At 72.1% G+C, this 20,348-nt stretch carries 21 protein-coding genes and 1 tRNA gene; 12 read left to right on the forward strand and 10 right to left on the reverse strand.

All coding sequences use genetic code 11. The features are described from left to right. The first annotated feature begins 68 nt into the window (after positions 1-68). From ABZW17_RS23880 to ABZW17_RS23900, 5 genes are read left to right on the forward strand one after another with little or no spacing between them, the layout of a single operon-like run. Complete coding sequence (locus tag ABZW17_RS23880; RefSeq protein ID WP_354818049.1) at positions 69-710, forward strand: hypothetical protein; 642 nt, start codon at positions 69-71, stop codon at positions 708-710. Then, positions 707-1,921, forward strand: a complete 1,215-nt coding sequence (locus ABZW17_RS23885) for a putative T7SS-secreted protein (RefSeq protein ID WP_354818052.1) — start codon at positions 707-709, stop codon at positions 1,919-1,921. Before ABZW17_RS23880 ends, ABZW17_RS23885 begins: the two co-directional genes overlap by 4 nt. Next, a complete protein-coding gene (locus tag ABZW17_RS23890) occupies positions 1,921-2,487 on the forward strand; it encodes a hypothetical protein (protein ID WP_354818055.1) in 567 nt (188 codons plus the stop codon). Before ABZW17_RS23885 ends, ABZW17_RS23890 begins: the two co-directional genes overlap by 1 nt. Beyond that, the gene (locus ABZW17_RS23895) at positions 2,487-2,807 is read left to right on the forward strand and encodes a hypothetical protein (RefSeq protein ID WP_354818058.1); all 321 of its coding nucleotides are present in this window, start codon (positions 2,487-2,489) and stop codon (positions 2,805-2,807) included. Before ABZW17_RS23890 ends, ABZW17_RS23895 begins: the two co-directional genes overlap by 1 nt. Next, a complete protein-coding gene (locus ABZW17_RS23900) occupies positions 2,804-3,205 on the forward strand; it encodes a YbaB/EbfC family nucleoid-associated protein (RefSeq protein ID WP_354818061.1) in 402 nt (133 codons plus the stop codon). Before ABZW17_RS23895 ends, ABZW17_RS23900 begins: the two co-directional genes overlap by 4 nt. Here ABZW17_RS23900 and ABZW17_RS23905 read toward each other — a convergent pair. From ABZW17_RS23905 to ABZW17_RS23930, 6 genes are all read right to left on the reverse strand, one after another. Further along, positions 3,202-3,606 (reverse strand): hypothetical protein, encoded by a 405-nt coding sequence (locus ABZW17_RS23905; protein ID WP_354818064.1) that lies wholly within the window; start codon positions 3,604-3,606, stop codon positions 3,202-3,204. The two genes, ABZW17_RS23900 and ABZW17_RS23905, sit on opposite strands and share 4 nt — an antisense overlap. Beyond that, positions 3,603-6,332: an FtsK/SpoIIIE domain-containing protein gene (locus ABZW17_RS23910; protein WP_354818067.1), complete on the reverse strand. Its 2,730-nt coding sequence runs from the start codon at positions 6,330-6,332 to the stop codon at positions 3,603-3,605. The genes ABZW17_RS23905 and ABZW17_RS23910 overlap by 4 nt, the downstream gene beginning before the upstream one ends. Before the next feature lie 34 nt (positions 6,333-6,366). Beyond that, positions 6,367-6,612 (reverse strand): hypothetical protein, encoded by a 246-nt coding sequence (locus ABZW17_RS23915; protein ID WP_003056173.1) that lies wholly within the window; start codon positions 6,610-6,612, stop codon positions 6,367-6,369. Positions 6,613-6,617: 5 nt separating this feature from the next. Then, positions 6,618-6,878, reverse strand: a complete 261-nt coding sequence (locus tag ABZW17_RS23920) for a hypothetical protein (RefSeq protein ID WP_003056176.1) — start codon at positions 6,876-6,878, stop codon at positions 6,618-6,620. Between the two features lie 519 nt (positions 6,879-7,397). Next, positions 7,398-7,482 (reverse strand) — tRNA-Ser (locus ABZW17_RS23925). Between the two features lie 27 nt (positions 7,483-7,509). Then, complete coding sequence (locus tag ABZW17_RS23930; protein ID WP_354818070.1) at positions 7,510-8,262, reverse strand: protein phosphatase 2C domain-containing protein; 753 nt, start codon at positions 8,260-8,262, stop codon at positions 7,510-7,512. A gap of 77 nt (positions 8,263-8,339) precedes the next feature. Between ABZW17_RS23930 and ABZW17_RS23935 the strand changes: the two genes are divergently transcribed. Together ABZW17_RS23935 and ABZW17_RS23940 are read left to right on the forward strand one after the other, a co-directional pair. Then, positions 8,340-10,034 carry an N-6 DNA methylase gene (locus ABZW17_RS23935; RefSeq protein ID WP_354818073.1) on the forward strand — a complete coding sequence of 565 codons (1,695 nt, stop codon included), beginning with the start codon at positions 8,340-8,342 and terminating at the stop codon, positions 10,032-10,034. An 8-nt stretch (positions 10,035-10,042) separates the two neighbouring features. Further along, positions 10,043-10,933 carry a serine/threonine-protein kinase gene (locus ABZW17_RS23940; protein ID WP_354818076.1) on the forward strand — a complete coding sequence of 297 codons (891 nt, stop codon included), beginning with the start codon at positions 10,043-10,045 and terminating at the stop codon, positions 10,931-10,933. Here ABZW17_RS23940 and ABZW17_RS23945 read toward each other — a convergent pair. Next, positions 10,923-11,429 (reverse strand): hypothetical protein, encoded by a 507-nt coding sequence (locus ABZW17_RS23945; RefSeq protein ID WP_354818079.1) that lies wholly within the window; start codon positions 11,427-11,429, stop codon positions 10,923-10,925. The genes ABZW17_RS23940 and ABZW17_RS23945 overlap by 11 nt on opposite strands. Before the next feature lie 218 nt (positions 11,430-11,647). Here ABZW17_RS23945 and ABZW17_RS23950 point away from each other — a divergent pair, with 218 nt between their 5' ends. After that, a complete protein-coding gene (locus tag ABZW17_RS23950) occupies positions 11,648-12,313 on the forward strand; it encodes a L,D-transpeptidase (RefSeq protein WP_354818082.1) in 666 nt (221 codons plus the stop codon). 111 nt (positions 12,314-12,424) lie between these two features. Then, complete coding sequence (locus ABZW17_RS23955) at positions 12,425-15,253, forward strand: PQQ-dependent sugar dehydrogenase (protein ID WP_354818085.1); 2,829 nt, start codon at positions 12,425-12,427, stop codon at positions 15,251-15,253. Between the two features lie 55 nt (positions 15,254-15,308). Here the strand turns inward: ABZW17_RS23955 and ABZW17_RS23960 are convergent, their stop codons facing one another. Together ABZW17_RS23960 and ABZW17_RS23965 are read right to left on the reverse strand one after the other, a co-directional pair. Then, on the reverse strand, positions 15,309-16,823 hold the full coding sequence (locus ABZW17_RS23960) for a 3-hydroxyacyl-CoA dehydrogenase (protein WP_354818088.1): 1,515 nt from the start codon (positions 16,821-16,823) through the stop codon (positions 15,309-15,311). 46 nt (positions 16,824-16,869) lie between these two features. After that, positions 16,870-17,544: a TetR/AcrR family transcriptional regulator gene (locus tag ABZW17_RS23965; protein WP_354818091.1), complete on the reverse strand. Its 675-nt coding sequence runs from the start codon at positions 17,542-17,544 to the stop codon at positions 16,870-16,872. Positions 17,545-17,670: 126 nt separating this feature from the next. Between ABZW17_RS23965 and ABZW17_RS23970 the strand changes: the two genes are divergently transcribed. Next, entirely contained in the window at positions 17,671-18,117 is a 447-nt protein-coding gene (locus ABZW17_RS23970) for a nitroreductase family deazaflavin-dependent oxidoreductase (RefSeq protein ID WP_354818094.1), read from the forward strand. On the opposite strand, the gene ABZW17_RS23975 is transcribed toward ABZW17_RS23970, so the two are convergent. Continuing rightward, positions 18,107-18,304 carry a hypothetical protein gene (locus ABZW17_RS23975; protein ID WP_354818097.1) on the reverse strand — a complete coding sequence of 66 codons (198 nt, stop codon included), beginning with the start codon at positions 18,302-18,304 and terminating at the stop codon, positions 18,107-18,109. The genes ABZW17_RS23970 and ABZW17_RS23975 overlap by 11 nt on opposite strands. A 70-nt stretch (positions 18,305-18,374) precedes the next feature. Between ABZW17_RS23975 and ABZW17_RS23980 the strand changes: the two genes are divergently transcribed. Further along, complete coding sequence (locus tag ABZW17_RS23980) at positions 18,375-19,529, forward strand: histidine kinase (protein ID WP_354818100.1); 1,155 nt, start codon at positions 18,375-18,377, stop codon at positions 19,527-19,529. Further along, the gene (locus tag ABZW17_RS23985; protein WP_354818103.1) at positions 19,526-20,179 is read left to right on the forward strand and encodes a response regulator transcription factor; all 654 of its coding nucleotides are present in this window, start codon (positions 19,526-19,528) and stop codon (positions 20,177-20,179) included. Before ABZW17_RS23980 ends, ABZW17_RS23985 begins: the two co-directional genes overlap by 4 nt. The last annotated feature ends 169 nt before the right edge of the window (positions 20,180-20,348 follow it).

Below are 20,348 nucleotides of genomic sequence, written 5' to 3' on the forward strand. Positions count from 1 at the left end.
CGGGTGATCGGGGAACCCCGGAGCGTTGACGGCCGTCTTACGGTTGAAGGGACCACAGGGGAGGTGGCGTGGACGGGTACGCGGTGAAGGTCGACGAGCTGGGCAAGCTCATCGGCGACCTCGACACGGCGGCGGGCAAGATGACCGAAGCCAACCGGAAACTCGGCGGTGGCGGGGCGTTCGGGTCGCTCGGCACGGCGGAGCTGGGCCAGGCCGGCGTCGAGTTCGAGGAGGCGTGGGGCTACGGCATCGGCCGCCTGGGCGAGGCGGCTTCGGAAGTGACGGAGCGGCTGAAGGCGGCGAAGCAGAAGTACGAGCAGATCGAGGCTCAGTTCGGCGACCAGCTGGGGGCGTTCGGCGCGGCGGTGCTGGGGGACGGTGGTGACCCCACCGGTGGGGTGAAGGGCGACCACCCGCGGATCGGGTCGCCGGCGGGTGGCCCGGTGGGCGGAGGCTCTGTGGGCGGTGGCCCGCTGGGCGGAGGCTCGGTAGGCGGTGGCCCGCTGGGCGGAGGCTCTGTGGGCGGTGGCCCGCTGGGCGGAGGCCCGGTGGGGGAAAGCCCGGTGGGGGAAAGCCCGGTGGGTGGTGGCTACACCGGCGGCGTCCCGGGGATCGACGGCCTGGCTTCGAAGACCGAGCCGGGTGAGGGGCCGGTCGGTGGCGGCGCGACCGGTGGCATCACCGACCTCCTGAACGGCCTCGACCGGTGAGCGCCCGCGACTTCCCGGCCCTGGGCTTCGACCCGGCGCCGGGCGACCTCGACGGCATCACCGACCTGGCCGGCAAGTACCGCGAGGTGAGCGAGGACCTGACCGAGGCCGATGATGCGCTCCGCCGGATCGTCCGGAAGCAGGGCATCTGGCAGGGCGAGGCGAGTGCCGCTTTCGCCCGCCGCATCGGTCCGTTGCCGGGCTACCTCGACGACGCGGCCAAGTCGATGGGCCGAGCCGCCGACGCGCTCGAAGGCTGGGCGCACAGCCTCGGCGACCTGCAGAAACGCGCGGCCGACCTGGAGGCCCGGGCGGAGGCGGCGGCCCAGGCGGCCGAGCAGGCGCGGGCGAACCCGGACCTGGCGCTGGCGAACCGGACGTTCCCGGACCAGCAGTCCCTGCAGATCGCCCAGCGCCTGCTGGACAACGCCGGGCACCAGCTCCAGGCCGCCATCGACGGCTGCCAGAACGTCCAGGACGCGGCGAAGCAGCTCCAGCAGGAGCACACGGAAGCCGCGGCCAGGGTGGCCGAGCAGCTGCGGCAGGCGAAGGAGCTGGCTCCGGACGAGCCGGACCTTCTCGAGAAGCTGAGCAGCGCGGTCGTCGGCGGTTTGGGTGACTTGACGGACACCCTCGCGGACGGGGTGGATGAAGCGTGGAACTTCGTCCAGGACCACGCCGAGCTGATCGCGAAGGCTTCGGACGTGGTGGGCGACATGGGCAATGCCCTCGGGCTGGTCGGCGAGTTCCTCCCCGATCCGTTCAAGGAGGCAGCCGGAGTGGTGGCGACCACGTTCGGGGTGGCCGCGCTCGCCGACCACGGCACGGCCAAGCTGGCCGGCGCCGACGTCGCCCCGGAAACCCTGGTCTTCGACGCGGTCGGGGCGGGAACCTCGCTGATCGGCGCGTTCCTGCCGGCGGGAGGCGCGGCGGTGGCGAAGGGCATCGGGTACGGCGCGGTCGGTGCCCAGTTCGAGGCCGACGCCGGTGCCCGGATGGCCGGGGCGAAGTTCGAGGGGCCGATCGGCGACTTCCTCAACTACTGGGTGCCGAAGGACGCCGGGCAGCTGGCCGCCGCCGGCTCGTCGCTGGTCGTCGGGCCCGCTCCGCTGGCGGTGGTGGCGATGGAGAACGCGGGCGATGCCGGCGAGCGGGCCGACAACGCGCCGGATCGGCGGCGCCGGCGGGCGGAAGACGAGGTGTGGAACTGATGCCGCTGCAGATCGATCTGCCGCCCGGGTTCGCCGGACTCCCGGTGGGCGACGACGACCGGCTCAACCGCCGCCACGCCTGGATGGTGGCCGAGAACGTGGCCGCAAGCAGCGTCGAGGAGTTCGGCAGCTACCTGATGGCCCTGGTGCCGACCATGCAGGCGAACGGCATCCGGGTGTTCGGCAAGTTCGCGGTCGGCCCGCGGAAGGGTGACGTTGCCACCCTGACGCTCGGGGTGGCGCAGTGGCCGGACACCGCCCCCGGCAGCCGGGACGCCTTGGTCGCGGCCATGGCCGAGGAGTACCGGGGCCGCCACAAGCGGGCCGTGGTGCAGCCGGTGCGGCTCCCGATCGGCCCGGCCGTCGTGGCCATCAGCGGTGGAAAGTTCCACCTGCCCGAACGGGACGCCCGCACGCAGATCAAGGCGGAGTACCAGATCCCGCTGCCGGACGGCCGGTCCGTGGTGATCCTGTCGGTGGTGGCGGAGTCCGAAGACGCGTGGCCGGCGGTGGCCGAGGCGACGGCCAAGGTGGCCTGGAGTCTCCGGAGCGGGGAGGCGGCGTGATGAGGGACCTGGCCGTTCACACCGACAACACCCTCGCACCCCTGCTCGTCCTGGCGATGCTGCTGGTGCTCGGCGGTCTGCTCGCGGCGAGGTGGGCGGTGAGCATCATGCGGGTCGCGCGGGGCCGGGAACCACGGGAAAAGCAGCTGTCCCGCTTGGCGGCACGGCTCGACGGCCGGGAGCGGGTCTCCATCCGGACGGTGGAATTCGGCGTGGCCGAAGCAGACCTCCGCTGGGTCGCGCAGAGCCGGGGTTACGGCCTGGTAAAGCACCCTTTCGCCAAATTCTACGAGTTCGTCCGGGTACCGGGGAGACCATGAACAACGCGCAGCTCATCGAGGAAATGCGCTGGCAGCTCAAGCAGATCGAAGACCGCAGAGCCGAGAACCAGCGCGCGCTCGACGGGATCACCGGCGGCAACCACACGACCGTCGTCTCGCCGGACCGGTCGGTCACCGTCCTGGCCGGGCCCGGTGGGATCAGCGAGGTGCGGCTCGCGCCCGAAGCCATGCGGCTCGACGCCGGGGCGCTGAGCCGGACCATCACCGCCGCCGTCCGGGAAGCGGTGGCCGTCGGCGGACGGCCGGTGGCCGGGGTGCCGCAGCCGGCCGAGCCGCCCCGGCAACCTGCGCCGGGGCAGCAGTCCCGGCGACCGCCGTCGCGCAAGCGGGCTCCAGCAGAGGAGGAAGACCCCTACGACACCGTCTTCGACGTCTAGATCGGCGGCTGCTCTCCCCGCTTCGCCGCCGCCCGCTTCGCGCGCCACCCCAACGCCAGGACGGCCTGCACCAGCTCCTGGTAGCTCGGCTTGACCTCTTCGAGGTACCGCTCCAGGTACGCCGCGCGCGCCGTCGAAACCGGGCGCGGGTCGTCGCCCGGTGGCAGCCACGTCAGGCCCTGGATGTTGTGCAGCGCCATCTTCCACCAGCGCGTGGCCCGCTCGGCCGCCCTCGCCTCGCGCTCGGTGGCCGCCTCGATCGCCGTCGTCGCCGCCTCGATCTCGGTGTCCAGGGCCTCCGCCCGGGCCAGTTCCCACTGGCGCAGGTTGTCCGCCGAGCCGCGGGACAGGGCGATGATCTCCTTGTACCGCATGGCCGCGGTGGCGCCGTCGTCGCTCATTGCACGTTCTCCGGACGCTGGAACGGGATGATCACTTCGGGCGCGCCGTGGGTGGTGCGGTCGAAGAACAACGCGCGGCCCGGGCGCGGCGACCAGTGCACCACCTGGCCCGCCGCGAACGGCGACAGCTCGTTGCCCTGGACGTCGAGCGCCGCCCACGTGCTGATGTCGTCGGTGCCGCCGAACCCCAGCGTGTCCTTGAGCCGGGCGATGCTGCGCCACCAGCCGATCGTGTGGATGCCGTGGCCCGGCCCCTGCTTCAGCACCACCCGCAGGTGGTCGAGACCGCTCTTCAGCTGGCCGACCGCTTTCGTTTCCAGGGCGGGCAAAGCGGCGTCGACGCCGTACAGCAGCAGCACCTTCGCGCCGCCGGACAGCGAGCCGGTCATCGACTCCAGGACGCCGGTCAGGTCGTCCACCAGCGTCGCCGCGTGGTGGTCCTCGCGCAACCGCGAGGCCAGCTCCATCGCCGCGTCGGCGCACGACTCGATCGGGCAGCTCAGGATGAACTCGACTTCACCGGACTCGTACTGCCGGGACAGCGACCGCGCCGCCGAGTCCATGATGGACAGTGCCTCGGCGGTGGCCGACCCCAGCACCGCGACGTTGCGGCCGGGCGCGCGCGGCAGGTCGACGCCGCACGCCGTCTCCGTCACGTCGATCGACTGGCCGAGCAGGGCCCGCGGCTTCGAGTTCGGCTTCAGGTCCAGGTACGCCGGGAACTGTTCCAGGATCGGCTGGTGCGCGCCGTCGAACAGGCGCGGCCGCGGGAAGTGGCCCGCGTACTCCTCCCACAGCCGGTGCTGCAGCCGGACGAACACGTTCTTGCTGCTCGCGTCCGGGATGTGGGCCAGCTGGTTGCCGTGCGCGACACCGGAGTCGTGGTTGATCACCGCGTGCCACTTCGGCGCCGACACCGCCGCGTTGTTCGTCTCGGCCAGCACGCGCCGCGCCTTCGGCATCGCGATCCGCAGCGTGCACTGCTCGAACACGGCCGGCTTGCCCCAGAACGCCTCGATCCCGGCGACGTCCTGGCTGGCCAGCACCAGGTGGATCCCCTGCGACCGGCCGCGCCGCGCGATGTCCTCGAGCAGCTGTGTGGCCGTGGCCGTCACCTGGTCGCGGCCGGCGAACAGGTACTGGAACTCGTCGATCACCGCGACGATCCGCGGCCAGTGCCCGCCCGGATCGGCTTCGCGGAGGTCGGCCAGGTTCGTGACCTCGTGCTCCTTCGCGGCCGCGGACCGGCGCCGCAGCTCGTCGGCGAGGAACCGCAGCAGCGCCAGGCCGAACTCGCGGTCGGTGTTGACGTTGACGCCGACCAGCCGCGCGTGCGGCAGCCAGCTGGCGTCCTTCCGGCCCGGCGCCAGCCCGGCGAACGAGACGCCTTCCTTGAAGTCCAGCAGGTACAGCGCCAGCTCTTCCGGCGTGTACCGCGCCGCGAGGCTGCCGAGCAGCGCGTAGAGGAAGTTCGTCTTGCCCGAACCGGACGGCCCGCCGATCAGCGCGTGCGGGCTCGCGTCGCCGATCACGACCTCGACCGGCTCGCCTTCGAAGAACCCGACCGGGGCCCGCAGTTCCCGCGCCGAGCTCTCCCGGCCCAGTTCGGCCGGCAGCAGGTCGTCGAACGACCGCGGCCCGCCCTGCTTGGCGATCAGCGCCTTGGCGATCTTGTCGACGGCCCGGATCACCTGCGCCGACGGCATCGCGGGATCGAGGTCGACGACCAGGTCGGTGCCGGTCATGCTGCTGATCGCGTGCCGGTCGTCGAGCAGGCTCAGCGTCTCGACCGGCGCGCTCACCGCGGTCGGCACGTCGACCATGAGCAGGCAGATGCCCGCGGCCAGCGCGCCGCTCGCGACGCGCTTGAGGTCGCGGGCGCGTTCGGGTTCGAGGGTCTCGCCGTTGCCGTACAGCACGACGATCCGGTACGGCTCGCCGCGCTGCCCGCTCCGCTGCCGCATCTCGCGCAGCGACGTGAACCCGGCGGACATGCAGCTGGCGTGGATGCGGCGGATGTGCCCGGCCAGCTCGTCGAGGAGGTCCTCGAGCCGGCCCGGGTCGTACAGCGAGAGCGCGCTGGTCTGGCTGAGCGGGTAGAGGTCGGGCAGGATCGCGGTCAGCTGCCCGATGTCCCACAGGTGCACGCGCACCGCACCCGGCTCGAACGTCGAGAGCACGCGCATCAGCAGGTTCTGCACGATCCCGTCGATGACCGGCCGCGTCTTGGGTGCCGACGTGATCGCCAGGTGCGACTCGTCGAGCAACGGGACGGCGACGTCGAAGGTGCGGGTGGCGTCGCTGCCGGCCGCCGTGGCGGAGCCGACGCGCCACAGCCCGGGCGAGGTCAGCCCGGGGTTGTGCCCGACCGTGCCGAGCCAGTCGCCCGCCGGCAGCCCGGCCGGGCCGGGTGCGTTCTGCGCGACCAGTTCCCGCAGCGTCGCGGGCCCCTGGCTCCAGTCGGTGTAGAAAGCGCTTCGCACGGTCCCGAGCGCGCCGAAGACCTCGTGCGCGGCGGGGTGGCGGGCCCACTCGTTCTGTTGTTCGGTGCTGGCGTGGTTCAGGCCGACGCGGACGATGTCCTGCTCCAGCCGGAGTTTGGCGAGGTCGGCCTCCGCGGCCTGGCGCGCACCGGCCGCCGCGCCCAGTACCAGTCCGATCTGGTGGCGGACCCGGTCGAGGGCGGTTTCGACGCGGTTGCGTTGCTCGGCTGACTTGTTGGCCATCGGCGTCCCCAAGAAAAGGTGTCCCCTACAAGGATTACAGGCGCGACCGGTATCCGCTCACCAGATCTTCGGCGGCGTGCAGGCGGACGAGGAGCTGGTCCAGCCCCTCGCCGGCCTGTGCGTACTGCGAAGGAAGCCAGGGATCGGCCTTGGCCTGGGCGTCCACGAGAGCTTGCCGGGCTTCTCCGAGCAGGCTTGTGGCCCGTTCGGAGTGGGCGCGCGCGTCGGCGAGCCCGGTCACGGCAGCGGTGAGCAGCTGGTGGAGTTCGGCGAGCGTCATCCGGCTTACAGACGCGCCGAGTAGGAGTCGGCGGAGGAAATGCTTGCTTGGACGGTGCTCTGCAGGCCGTTGATGCCCTGCAGGGCTTCCGCCAGGAGTCCGTGCGCCTGGCTCACTTCGTGCTGGCTGCTCCCTTGGGTCGCCTGTGCGAGCGACTGCTGGGCTTCTTCGAGAGACTGCGCTGCCTGCTGCAGGGCGGCGATGCTCGCGGACGCCTTCTCGTTGGCGAGCGCGATGCCAGCGCGGATCTCTTCGACTCCGGCCATCGGGCCTCTACTCCTCGAAATCTGGTGGTCGTACGGGGACGGATTCCATTGAAACAGATCCAGCGACTCAGCGTGATCATCAGACTTTGCCGAGTGATCGCGGGTCCGGAATCAGCAAGGCCCCGGACGTGTAACGTCCGGGGCCGGGCCGATCACGGTCTGTGCGGGGGTGTCCCGCCACCAGATCCGCACACTGAAGTCGCTGGCCAGCGCTACCCCAGGTCAGAGCGGTTTTCGTGCCACTACTGGCCTTTCTCGACAGGGGCGGGCGAGGTGTGGCTGAGACTAGCGCGACCGGAGTAACGGCCTGCGCTCAGCCCTGTTCGTAACTCCGCGTACAGGCAAAGAATTCCCCGGCACCGAAGGCATTTCATGTTCCATTCGGCCGAAAGCGCGGCGCGGGAGTGTGCCGGACATACCGACGGTGGGTCGCGGGCGCCGGCGGGGAGGAGGGGGAGCAAGACGACGAAACGCCGGACGGCCCGCGAAGGCTGTCCGGCGTCTCGTCTGCTTCGAGCGCGGAGGATACAGGATTCGAACCTGCGAGGGCGTGAACCCAACACGCTTTCCAAGCGTGCGCCTTAGGCCGCTCGGCCAATCCTCCGCAGGAGACGATACCGGATGGCCTCCGTCACTCGTGAAGGCGGGTGACGTCCGCGACCACGCACGTGATGTTGTCCGGGCCGCCGCCTTCGTTGGCCAGGCGGATCAGTTCCGGGATCACCGCCTCCGGCTCGGCGTCCGTCGCCAGGACGTCTCGCAGGGTCGCCTCGGAGACCGGGCCGCTCAGGCCGTCCGAACAGAGCAGGTAGCGGTCGCCCGGCTTGGCCTTGAACGTCCAGATGTCCGGGTCGCCCGAGCCCGTTGTCTGCAACGCCTTCATCAGCAAAGAGCGGCGGGGGTGGTTCTCGGCATCCTCCGCCGCGACGCGGCCGTCCTCGACCAGGGCCTGGACCAGGGTGTGGTCGCGGGTCAGGCGGCGCAGGCCGCCGTCGCGCAGGAGGTAGCCGCGGGAGTCGCCGATGTGGGCCGCCGCGAACTCGATCCCGTCGAACAGCAGTGCCGTCAGGGTGGTGCCCATGCCTTCGGTCGTCGGCTCCTGGGACGCCACCTCGAGCAGGCGCTCGGCGATCGACTTGACCACGCCGGCGAGCGTCGCCGCCAGGTCGACGCTGGTCAGGTCCATCCGGCGCAGGTCGACCTCGAGCTCGCGCAGCACGTCGACCGCCGTCGCGCTGGCGACCTCGCCGTGCGGCTGACCGCCGATGCCGTCGGCGACGGCCAGCAGGCGGGAACTCGCGTAGACCGAGTCCTCGTTGATCCGGCGTCGCTGCCCGACGTCCGACCCGGCGGCGTACCGCAGGACGTACCGATCTTCTGTCATGCCCCCATGAAAGCATTGGTTGACTGAGTTCACAAGCAACTCGGCTGAATGGACCATCCTCCGATACAGTCCTCGCCATGGACGACGACGCCACGGTCAGCGCGGCCGACATCGCGCGGCTCGCCGGGGTCGGCCGGGCCGCGGTCAGCAACTGGCGCCGCCGCCACCCGGACTTCCCGCAGCCGGTCGGCGGGACGGCGTCCAGCCCGCTGTTCGGGCTGTCCGCCGTCGCCGGCTGGTTCCGCGCCCGCGGCAAGAAGTTCGAGCTGAGCGCCGGCGAACGCGCGTGGCAGCGGCTGCGCGCCCTCGGTGACGACCTCGACCTGGCCGGGCGCGTCAGCCGCGCCGGGGCCTTCTTCGCCTTCCAGGCCGGCGTCGCCGACACCTTCGACAGCACACTCGACGACCCCGAGCTGCTCGCCCTCCTTGGCGAGCTGACGCACCAAAAAGGCCCGGTCGAAGGGTTCGAACTGTTGTGCCGCCGGTACTTCGAGGCGCACTCGCGGCGGTTGTCGGCCACGCCGGAGCCGGTCGCCGAGCTGATGGCCCGGCTCGCCGGCCCGGTGTCGACGATCCTCGACCCCGCGTGCGGCTTCGGCGCGCTCGCGCTGGCGAGCGGCGCGAAAACCGTGCTGGGACAGGACAGCGACCCGATGACGGCGTCGATCGCGGCGCTGCGCCTCAAGCTGCGCGGCATCGAGACCGAGGTCTACGCGGTCGACGCGCTGCGCGAAGACGCTTTCGCCGGCCGGACCGCCGAAGCGGTGCTGTGCGATCCGCCGTTCAACGAACGCGCCTGGGGGCACGACGAACTGGTCGGCGACGAGCGCTGGGAGTACGGCCTGCCCCCGCGCGGCGAGCCCGAACTCGCCTGGGTGCAGCACTGCCTGGCCCACGTCGAACCCGGTGGCACGGTGGCGATCCTGATGCCGGGCGCGGCGGCCGGGCGGCGCAGCGGGAAACGCATCCGCGGCAACCTGCTGCGCGCGGGCGCGGTCCGCGCCGTCGTGACGCTGGCGCCGGCCGGCCCCGACCTCTGGCTGCTGAGCCGGCCGGTCCCCGGCGAACGCCCGCCGTCCACCGTGCTGCTCGCCGAGGCGGGCGACGAGCTGTCCACAGTGGAAGAGACCTGGGGGGAGTTCCTGGCCCGCCCCGAATCCGGCGTCCGGATCATCGACCTGCTCGACGACGACGTCGACCTGACCCCGGCCCGCCGCCGGGCCCGGGACGAGGATCCCGGGCAGGCGTTCCAGGTCGTGCGGGCCCGGTTCGCCGGGCTGGCCCCGCAGCTGCCGCCGCTCGAACCGGCGGCCGCCGAACCGGTGTTCACGACGATCGGCGAGCTGGTGAAGGCCGGTGTAGTCGAGGTCAGGTACGCCGGGGCGCGCGCGGACGCCGACCACCCGCTCGCCGAGGCGGGCGACGTCGTCGCGTCGGTGACCGGCATCGCGTACGTCCACAGTGGACCTGCGCGGCCGGTGGGGGCCGGGCTCACCGTGTACCGCGTCGACACCGGCCGGCTCGACGCGGCCTTCCTGGCCGGCTGCCTGCGCGCGGCCGACCTGCCCGCCACCTCCGCCTCCACCCGGATCGACGGCAGGCGCGTGCGGATCCCGCGCGTCCCGCTCGCCGTCCAGCGCGAGTACGGCCGGGTGTTCCGGCAGCTCGCCGAGTTCGACGACGCCCTGCGCCAGGCGGCGGAAATCGGCCGTGACCTGGTCCGGCTAGGCTTCGCGGGACTTGTCGAAGGACGGCTCGAGCCGGGCCACTAGGGGAACGGATGCTGATCGCCGACCGCTACGAGCTCGACGAGCTGCCGCTCGGCCGCGGCGGGATGGGCGCGGTGCACGGCGGGTTCGACCGCCGGCTGGGCCGCCGCGTGGCGATCAAGCTGCTCAGACTGCCGGGCCGCGACGAAGAGCTCGAGGCCCGCTTCGCGCGCGAAGCCCGAATCCTCGCGACGCTCGACCACCCCGGTGTCCCGGCGCTGTACGACTACGGCACCCACGACGACCGGTTGTTCCAGGTCATGCAGTTCGTCGAGGGCGTGACGGTGGCCGACCTGCTCGCCGAGCACGGGCCGCTGCCGGTGCCGTGGGCCGCGGCGATCGCGGCGCAGGCGTGCGCGGTGCTGACCGCCGCCCACGCGCTCGCCGTCTGCCACCGCGACCTCAAACCGTCCAACCTGATGCTCGGGCCCGACGGCGGCGTCAAGGTGATGGACTTCGGGCTCGCCGTCCTCCGCGAAGCCGACGCGGCGCAGTTCACGAGGGCCGGGCAGCTGCTCGGGACGCCGTCGTACATGGCGCCCGAGCAGATCCAGCGGGGTGGGGCCGAACCGCGCAGCGACCTCTACGCGCTGGGGTGCGTGCTGCACGAGATGCTCACCGGGCGGCGGCTCTTCGACGGGCCCACGGCGTACGCGGTGTTCGAGCGGCAGGTCAAGGAACTGCCGCCGCCGGTGCCGGGCGTCCCGAAACCATTGAACGCGCTGCTCGCCGAGATGCTGGCGAAAGATCCCGAAGTCCGGCCGCCCGGCGCCGCCGTGCTGTACGAGCGGCTCGGCGGGTTCGTCGGCGTGCTGCCGCCGCTGCCGGGTTTCCTGGTGCCGCCGTCGGTGCCGAGCCCGGGCCGGATGTACGCGCGGATGCTGGGCCGCGTCAGCGGCTGAGCGCCGGACGCCGCTCGGCGAGCGGCAGGCCGTGGTGCCGGATGCGGCGGACGGTCGTCGCGTTCTGCACCGCGATGCTCACGCCGAGGCTGAGTGCGACCGACGCCGAGGTCAGCGGGCCCGCCAGGCCCAGCGCGGTCCCCAGCGCGACCAGTCCGATCCGGACCGCGACGGTCAGCACCCACAGCCCGATCGTGACGGCCGAACCCTTCTGGAACGTCGTGCCTTCGCGCGCGGTGAGGGTGGTCGTGGTGCTGCGCAGCACGCCCAGCCCGGCGAGCACCAGCAGCTCGGCGGCGAGCAGGCCCAGCTCGCCCGCGGACGTGCCGGGCAGCGCTTTCAGCGTCAGGTAGCCGCCCACCGCGACGAGCAGCAGCGGCATCGCCGCCAGCGTCCGGCGGTTGAGCAGCGTGCCGCGGACCTGCTGGTAGACGACCTTGTAGAGGACGAGGACGGCGATGACGACGTAGAGCAGGACGTTGGCGGTGCTGGGCATGGCGGGCTCCCCCGGGGAATCGATGGTCGACCCAGCTTCGGCGAGCGGCGGCCCGGACGCGTCGGCCCGCGGACCGGACCCGGGTGGATCCGCGGCTCCACCTGCGGGTGGACCGCGGCTGCTCAAATCGTGACCTTCACCGACGAACCTCGACCGGGTGAACACCGTCTTTACCGGTGTCCGAAAGCGATGATCGAAACAGCTGGGGGTACCGGATCGTGAAGAGGCTTCTGGCGGGAGCGGCCGCGCTGGCCACCGCGTTCGTGCTGGCCGCCTGCTCCGGCGGGGGCGCGGCACCCACGGCGAACGCGGGCGGCGGGGCCGTCGCCGCGGGCACCGGCGGCGGGACGCCGACCACCTCCAGCACCACCCCGGCACCGGCGACGACCACGACGACGGCCGCGCCGGCGACGACCACCCCGGCTTCCACCACGCCGAAGCCGACGCCGACCAGCACCTCGGCCAAGCCGAAGCCCAAGCCGACCCCGGCGCCCAAGCCGCAGCCGCAGCCGGACCCCGGTGTCCCGTGCGCGGCGGCCGCCGCGGCAGCCGGCACCGCCGCCTGCGTCGATCTCTCGGCGCACAAGGCGTGGATCCTGCAGGGCGGCCAGGTCGTCTACGGCCCGGTGCCGATGCTGCCGGGCCGCAAGAGCAACCCGACGCCGACCGGCACGTTTCACGTGTACTCCAAGGAAAAGATGCACCTGTCGAAGGAATTCGACAACGCGGAAATGCCGAACTCGGTCTTCTTCTACCCGGGCGACGCCTTCCACCAGGGCAGCCTTTCGGTGTACTCGCACGGCTGCATCCACCTGTCGGCGGGCGCGTCGCTGAAGTTCTTCAACACGCTGCACGTCGGCGACGTCGTGCAGGTCGTTCCGTAACGGCGTCCGAACGATCACGGACCGTAGCTCACGGTCGGGTAAAATCCACCCGCGGACTGCAACTGGCCCCCCTTCCCCCGCGATAGATGATCGCTTGGGAAGGGGGGCCAGATGGCCTTGCGAAAACTTCGCGCACTACGCCACCTGCTGGTGGCGGCGGTTCTGACGGGGGCGCTGCTGCCGGTCGTGTCCACGGGGGTGGCATCGGCGGCGACCCTGCCGCCGGGGTTCGTCCTGCAGGACACCGCCACGGGTCTGGGGGACGACCCGCTCACCGACTTCGCCTACCTGCCGGACAACTCGGCGTTCGTCATCGGCAAGGGCGGCACCGTCCGCTGGCTGCCGGCCGACGGCGCGGGCCGGACGCTCGCGACGCTCGCGGTCCGCACCAACGAGGACCTCGGCCTGGTCGGGCTGGCGATCGCGCCGGACTACGCGACGTCGCACACCATCTACCTGACGCGCTCGATCAACGTCGGCACCGGCTTCGTCATGCGGCTGGCGCGGTTCACGGTGACCCTGGACGCGGCGGGCGCGCCGGCCGGGCTGACCGGCGAGCGGACGGTGTTCGAGGTGCCGGGCATCTCCAACGTCCACGGCATCGACGGCGTCGTCGCGGCCGTGGACGGCACGCTCTGGCTGTCGATCGGCGACAACGGCGACTTCCGCAAGGTCGACCCGGGCGCGCTGCGCGCCCAGGACATCACCAGCCCGAACGGCAAGATCCTGCACCTGACCGCCGACGGCAACGGCGTGCCGGGCAACCCGTACTACGACGGGACGAACCCGGGGTCGACCGCGAGCAAGGTGTTCGCGCGCGGCTTCCGCAACCCGTTCCGGTTCAGCATCGACCCGAACCTCGGCCTGCCGGTCGCCGGTGACGTCGGCTGGAACACGTGGGAAGAGGTCAACGTCGTCCAGCGCGGCTCCAACCAGGGCTGGCCGTGCTGGGAGGGCAACGACCCGACGTCCGGCTACAGCACGCTCGCGCAGTGCACCGGCGTGGCGAACCAGCCGCCGATCTTCACCTACCAGCACGGCAGCGGTGCCATGCAGGGCAACAGCGTCACCGGCGGCATCGTCTACAACGGATCGAGCTACCCGGCGTCCTACCGCGGTTCGTACTTCTTCGGCGACTACGTGACGAACAAGATCTGGACCCTGCGCTACGACGACCAGGGCAAGCTCACGCAGGCCCCGGAGAACCCGCCGGTGTTCACCGGCATCGGCGGCCCGGTCAAGTTCGCCGCGGCGCCGAACGGGGACATCGTCTACGCCGACATCCTCTCCGGCAGCCTGCGGCGGCTGAGCTACTCGGGCGGCAACACCGCGCCGGTCGCGAAGGCCACGACGACGACCGACCCGGACACTCGCACGGTCTCGTTCGACGGCTCGTCCTCGGTCGACTACGACAACGACGCGCTGAAGTACGACTGGGACTTCGGCGACGGCAACGTCCTGGCCGACGCCGGCCCGAAGGTGACCCACCCGTACGCGGCGGGCACCGGCTCGTTCACCGCGAAGCTGACCGTCCGGGACCCGCTGGGCGCCACCGGCTCGGCCACCATCACGGTCGCGCCCGGCAACCACACCCCCGAGCTCACCCTGACCGCGCCCCGGGACGACGCGACGTTCGCGGTGGACCAGCAGGTGGCGCTGAGCGCGAGCGCGACCGACGCCGAGGACGGCGCGCTGCCGGTCACCTGGACCACGGCGGTGCGGCACTGCCCGAGCGAGGCGACCTGCCACGCGCACCCGGGCGTCGGCGGCACCGGCGCGACCTTCGCACAGCCGTTCACCGAGCACCCGGACTCCCGGATGGAGTTCACCGCGACGGTGACCGACAGCGCGGGCGTCACCACGTCCCGGACGTACACCGCGATGCCGCGCCAGCACCGGATCACCCTGCTCAGCACGCAGCCCGCGGCGCTGAGCATCCCGGTGGAGGGCGGCGTCAGCTCGGCCATGGTCACCGAAGGCGCGTCCTTCGACGTCGAAGCCGCGCCGCTGGGCGTCGACGGCGTCTCGAAGTTCACCGGCTGGCAGGGCGGACCGTCGGACACGACGTGGGTCGTCACCGTCGGATCGAGCGACCTGACGCTGACGGCGAACTACGCGACCCCGATCGACCAGCGCTACGACGGCGACCCGGCGTTGCGGGCGAAGCTCGGCCTGCCGACGTCGTTCGAGGTCACCGACGGCCCGGTGCACTACCGCGCCTACGCGAACGGCCGGCTGTACTGGAGCCCCGTCGGCGGCACCGTCTACGTCACCGGCCCGGTGCTGGACAAGTACCTCGCCATCGGCGGGTCCAACGCGTTCGGCCCGCCGACGTCCGACACCGCGACCACTCCGGACGGGGTGGCGCAGTACAACCACTTCGTCAACAACGGCAACGTGGGTTCGATCTACTCCACGTCCGCGACGGGCGCGCATACGATCTACGGTGAGATCCGGAAGAAGTGGGCGGCGCTGGACTACGAGCGTGGTCTCGGCTACCCGACGACCGACGAGCTCGGCACGCCGGACGGCGTCGGCCGCTACAACCACTTCGTCAAGGGTGGCAACGTCGGTTCGATCTACTACACGTCCGCGACCGGCGCGCACGCCATCTACGGTGAGATCCGGAAGAAGTGGGCGGCGCTGGACTACGAGCGTGGTCTCGGCTACCCGGCCACCGACGAACTCGGCACGCCGGACGGCCGCGGCCGCTACAACCACTTCACCCTCGGTGGCTCGATCTACTACACCGTGGCGACCGGTGCGCACATGGTGAAGGGCGAGATCCGGAAGCGGTGGGCGGCGCTCGGGTGGGAGTACTCCTACCTGCACTACCCGCGGACCGACGAGTACGTGACGAACGGGGTGTACCGCAGCGACTTCGAAGGCGGCTACATCACGTTCACCCTCGCCACCGGGGCGGTCGACCGCCCCTGGTGAGGCTGAGCCGCACGAACGCGGGCCGGTTCCTGGAGGAGCCGGCCCGCGTTTTCGTTCACAGGTCCGCCGGTGTCGTCCCCGTCGTCGCCAGCGGCAGGCCGAGGGCGACGCGCTCGGTGAGCCACGGGCTCGGCCGGTAGCGGGGGTCGCCGGTGGCCGCGGCGAGGCCGCGCAGGATGCGCAGCACGACGTCGCCGCCGACGAGGTCGCCCCAGGCCAGCGGGCCGCGCGGATAGCCGAGGCCGAGGCGGACCGCCGTGTCGATGTCGGCCGGGGTGGCCAGGTGCTGGCCCGCGATGAAGCACGCCGTGTTGACGATCGACGCCAGCAGCCGCTGCGCGATCGGGGCCGGCCCGTCGCGGACGACGGTGACCGGGTGGCCGGTCGCGGCCAGCGCGCCCCAGGCGGCGCGGCCCGCCGCCGGGTCGAGTCCGGGGTGGACGGACATGGTCAGGCGGCGTTCGTAGCCGCCGAGCGGGTCCACGCCGGCGACGCGGTCCAGCGGCAGCCCGGCGCGGCCGGCGGCGTCCACTGTGGACTCGCCGTAGAGCGGGACGAGCAGGACGGCGTCGGGGTAGGCGTCCGACACCACCTGCACGCCGGCGGCGGACAGCACCCGCGCGAGGTGCTCGTCCGCGGTGAACACCGGGCTCGACGGCTTCGGCGGGGCCGCCGGCTCGTCGGCGACCTGCTGCTTGCCGTCGGCGTAGGAGTAGAAGCCCTCGCCGTTCTTGCGCCCGAACAACCCGGCGGCCACCCGCGGCCGGGTCAGCCACGACGGCCGCAGCCGGGGGTCGCCGTGGAAGCCGCTCCAGATGCTTTCCAGCACGGCGTGCGAGACGTCGAGGCCGGTGAGGTCGAGCAGCTCGAACGGGCCGAGCTTGAGGCCGAGCACGTCCCGGGCGACGCGGTCGACGTCGGCGGGCTCGGCCAGCGCTTCGGCGAGGACCTGCAGCGCCTCGGTGTTCAGGCCGCGGCCGGCGTGGTTGACCAGGAAGCCGGGCGCGTCCTTCGCCAGCACCGGCTCGTGGCCCCAGCTCCGGACCAGCTCGAGCGCCTGGCCGGGCAGCCAGTCGTGCGTGCGCGCGCCCGGGACGACCTCGACCAGCCGCATCAGCGGCACCGGGTTGAAGAAGTGCAGGCCGACCAGCCGGCCCGGGTCGGCCAGTTCGGCGGCGATTTCGGTGACCGACAGCGAACTCGTGTTCGTCGCGAAGACCGTCTCCTGTGGACAGACGCGCTCGAGGCCGGCGAAGAGGGCGCGTTTCGTCGCGAGGTCTTCCCGGACGGCCTCGATCACGAGGTCGACGCCCTCGGCGGGGGCGTCGGGGGCGTCCACCGGGACCAGCCGGTCCTTGACCGCCTGGGCGTCCTCGCCCAGCTTGCCCTTGGCGGCGAGCTTGTCGATCATCCCGCCGACGTACGCGACGGCCTCGGTGACGGCCTCGCGCCGGACGTCGGCCAGCTCGACGGTCACCCCCGCGGTCGCGGCCAGCTGGCCGATCCCGCGGCCCATCACCCCGGTGCCGATCACCCGGATCCTGCCGACCTTCCCGGCCCACCCCGTCACGTCGCGCCGCCTTCCGCCGTTGGACTTCCCGCCTCAGCGCCTCAGCCTAGAGGCCGACGAACTCCGCCATCCGCTTCGCCGAGTGGGCGAAGAACGCGTCGGCCGGGTCGACGCTGCCGACGTACTGGCCGAACAGGTCGAAGCTGATCGCGCCGAACAGCTGGGTCCACGCCATCAGCAGCCGGGACACGGTTTCGGGGCCGGCGAGGATCCCGAGGGCCTTCGTGAGCGTCTCGGCCTGGGCGCGCAGCTCGGGCGGGACTTCGCCGTCGATGTTCCGCAGCTCGGTGTGCGTGAGCGTCTTGACGAGGGCGAGCGCGACGCGGGAGGCCGGCACGACGGTGTCCTGCGGGGCCGCGTACCCGGGGATCGGCGAGCCGTAGATCAGCGCGTACTCGTGCGGGTGCGTGCGGGCCCAGTCGCGGGTGCCCTGCCAGATGGCCAGCCACCGGTCGCGGGGGGCGGCGTCGTGGCCCGGGTCCGCCTGTTCGGCCGCTTCGCCGATCGCGTTGTAGGCGTCGACGATCAGGTCGGTCAGCAGCCGGTCGCGGCTCGGGAAGTACCGGTAGATCGCGGACGACACCATGCCCAGCTCCCGGGCCACCGCGCGCAGCGACAGCCCGTGCGCGCCGACCTCGGCGAGCTGGCGGCGGGCCTCGTCCTTGATCTCCTGGGTCAGTTCGGCGCGGGCACGTTCGCGTGCGGTGCGGGAGGTGGTCATGCGGATCAGTGTGCCACGACGAGAGCAGTGCGCACAAAAGAGAGCAGTGCTCTTGACAGAGTGCGGCGCTCTCGTGTTCACTGCTCTTAACCGAGAGCACTGCTCTCCCAACCTTCGGAGGACACCGTGAACGAGACCCGCTACATCAAGCCGAAGAAGTCGACCAACGCCTTCAACGAGCTGGTCGCGAAGCTGACCAACCTGGGCGTGAGCGTCTGGGGCAGCCGGGTGCTGACGGTGGTCGGCCGCAAGAGCGGCGAGCCGCGCTCGGTCCCGGTCAACCTGCTGACCGTCGACGGCGTCCGCTACCTGGTCGCCCCGCGCGGCGAGACGCAGTGGGTGCGCAACCTGCGCGCGGCGGGGCAGGGGACGCTGCGCGTCGGGCGCCGCGTCGAGACGTTCACCTTCCGCGAGCTGGCCGACGACGAGAAGCCGGGCATCCTCCGCGCGTACCTCAAGCGCTGGAAGTTCGAGGTCGGCGTGTTCTTCGACGGCGTCGACGCCAAGGCCTCGGACGAGAAGCTGCGCGAGATCGCGCCGGGCTACCCGATCTTCGAGATCTTCACGAAGTAGGTTTCCGCCGGGTCAGGTTCGCCGCCACCAGCACCACGCCGACCAGGAACGCGACGAGCCCGATGAGGAACCAGAGCTTCTGCCCGGTCATGAAGCTCCCGGTGATGACACCGATGCCCTGCAGCACCCAGACGGCGCCGACGAGCACGAGCACGACCCCGACCGCGAGGGTGATCCACCGCCTCATCACCCCAGCTTAGGCGGCCGGATCCGCCGGCGCGTCGCTTCCGGCCCGCCGGTTAGGGCACAGTTGCGGGGTGCCGGACATCAGAGGGTCGCTGCGGCGGCAGTCCCTGCTGGTCGCGCTCGTCTGCGTGGTCTGCGACGCCGCCCTCTTCCTCCTCCGCGGTCCCCTGCCCGACGGCGGGTGGGCGGCCTGGGTCGTGCTGCTCGGCGGGGTGGCCGTCAACGCCGCGCTGGCCGGGGCCGCGCGGTACTCCGGGTGGGTTGCGCTCGCGCACGCCGTGCTCTTCGCCGGAGCGCCGGTGCTGCTGTGCACCTGCCAGTGGTACGTCACCGGCAACAACGCGGGGATCCTCATCGCCGGCTACCGCGCCGGCGCCTGGCTGCGGCCGCGGCCCGCCGTGCTCTCGCTCGGCGCCCTGCTCGCCGGCGTCACCGCCGGCTGCCTCGAAGGCGGCGGGCGCGTCGCGGGCGACTGGCGGCTGATCGGCATCAACGTCGGCGTCTCCGCGCTGCTGCCGTGGCTGGTCGGCCGGTACACCACGGCCCGGCGTGCCTACATCGCCGACCTCGAACGCGAAGCCGACGAACGCCGTCAGCACGAAGAAGAGGCCGTGCGCCGGGCCGTCCTCGAAGAGCGGACGACCATCGCGCGCGACCTGCACGACGTCATCTCCCACCACGTCAGCGCGATCGGCGTGCACGCCGGCGCCGCCCGGCTCGGCCTGCCCGACGGCGACGGGCCGGTGCGGAAGTCGCTCGGCGCGGTCGAGTCCGCGAGCCGCTCGGCGATGGCCGACCTGCGCCGGCTGCTCGACCTCCTGCACGCCGAACCCAACGCCGAGCAGCCCGGGCTCGACAACCTCGACGAGCTGGCCGAGACGGTCCGCGCGGCCGGCCTCCCCACCCGGTTGACGCTGCTCGGCGAGCCGCGCGAGCTGCCGGGTTCCCTGGACGTCGCGCTCTACCGGATCGCGCAGGAAGCGCTGACCAACGCCCTGCGGCACGGCCAGGGGCCGGTCGAGGTCGAGCTGAACCACGGGCGCACCGAGGTCGTGCTCACGGTGACCAACGGCCTGCGCGCGAACCGCCCGGCCGGGGGCGAGCACGCGCACCGCGGGCTGGCGGGCATCCGCCGGCGCGTCACCCTGTTCGGCGGCCAGGTGTCCTACGGCGAAAGCGGCGGCCACTGGCAGCTGCGCACGACCTTCCCGGTGGAGAGCACATGATCCGCGTCCTGCTGGCCGACGACCACGCGATGTTCCGGTCCGGGATGCGCGCGCTCCTCGACACCCAGCCCGACTTCACGTGCGTCGGCGAGGCGTCCGACGGCCGCGAAGCCGTCGCCGAAACCGCGCGCCTGCGCCCGGACGTCGCGGTCCTGGACGTGCGGATGCCCCGCCTCGACGGCCTCGCCGCGACCGAGGCGATCCTGTCCGCGCCGGGCAACGACACCCGCGTGCTGGTGCTGACGACGTACGACGCCGACGAGTACGTCTACCGCGCGCTGCGGGCGGGCGCGAGCGGTTTCCTGCTGAAGAGCCTCGCGCCGGAGGAACTGGTGGCGGCCATGCGCGTGGCGGCCCGCGGCGACGCGTTGATCGACCCGTCGGTGACGCGGCGCCTGGTGGCGAAGTTCGCGACGGTCCTCGAACCGGCGGCCGAACCACCCGAGCTGGCCCGGCTGACCTCCCGCGAGCGCGAGGTCCTGCTGCTGCTCGCGGGCGCCTGCAGCAACGCGGAGATCGCGCGGAAGCTGCACGTCGGCGAGGAGACGGTGAAGACGCACGTGTCGCGGGTGCTGAGCAAGCTCGGCCTGCCCGACCGGGTGCACGCGGTGGTCTACGCCTACCGCCACAAACTCGTGCCGCCGCAGTGAGTACCGGACAGGAACGCCAGGACCTGCATCGAACTCCCAGGCCGGCTTTCCACCCCTGCCGCAGCTGGTCGTGAGTGGTTAGGATGGGGATAACACCCCCATACACTACCACGAACCCCCCGCGCGACCCCCCCGCCCCCGGGCTCCAGAGGGACGACCCGGGCCGGGT

The sequence above is a fragment of the Amycolatopsis sp. NPDC004625 genome (assembly GCF_040609695.1).
Taxonomy (GTDB): domain Bacteria; phylum Actinomycetota; class Actinomycetes; order Mycobacteriales; family Pseudonocardiaceae; genus Amycolatopsis.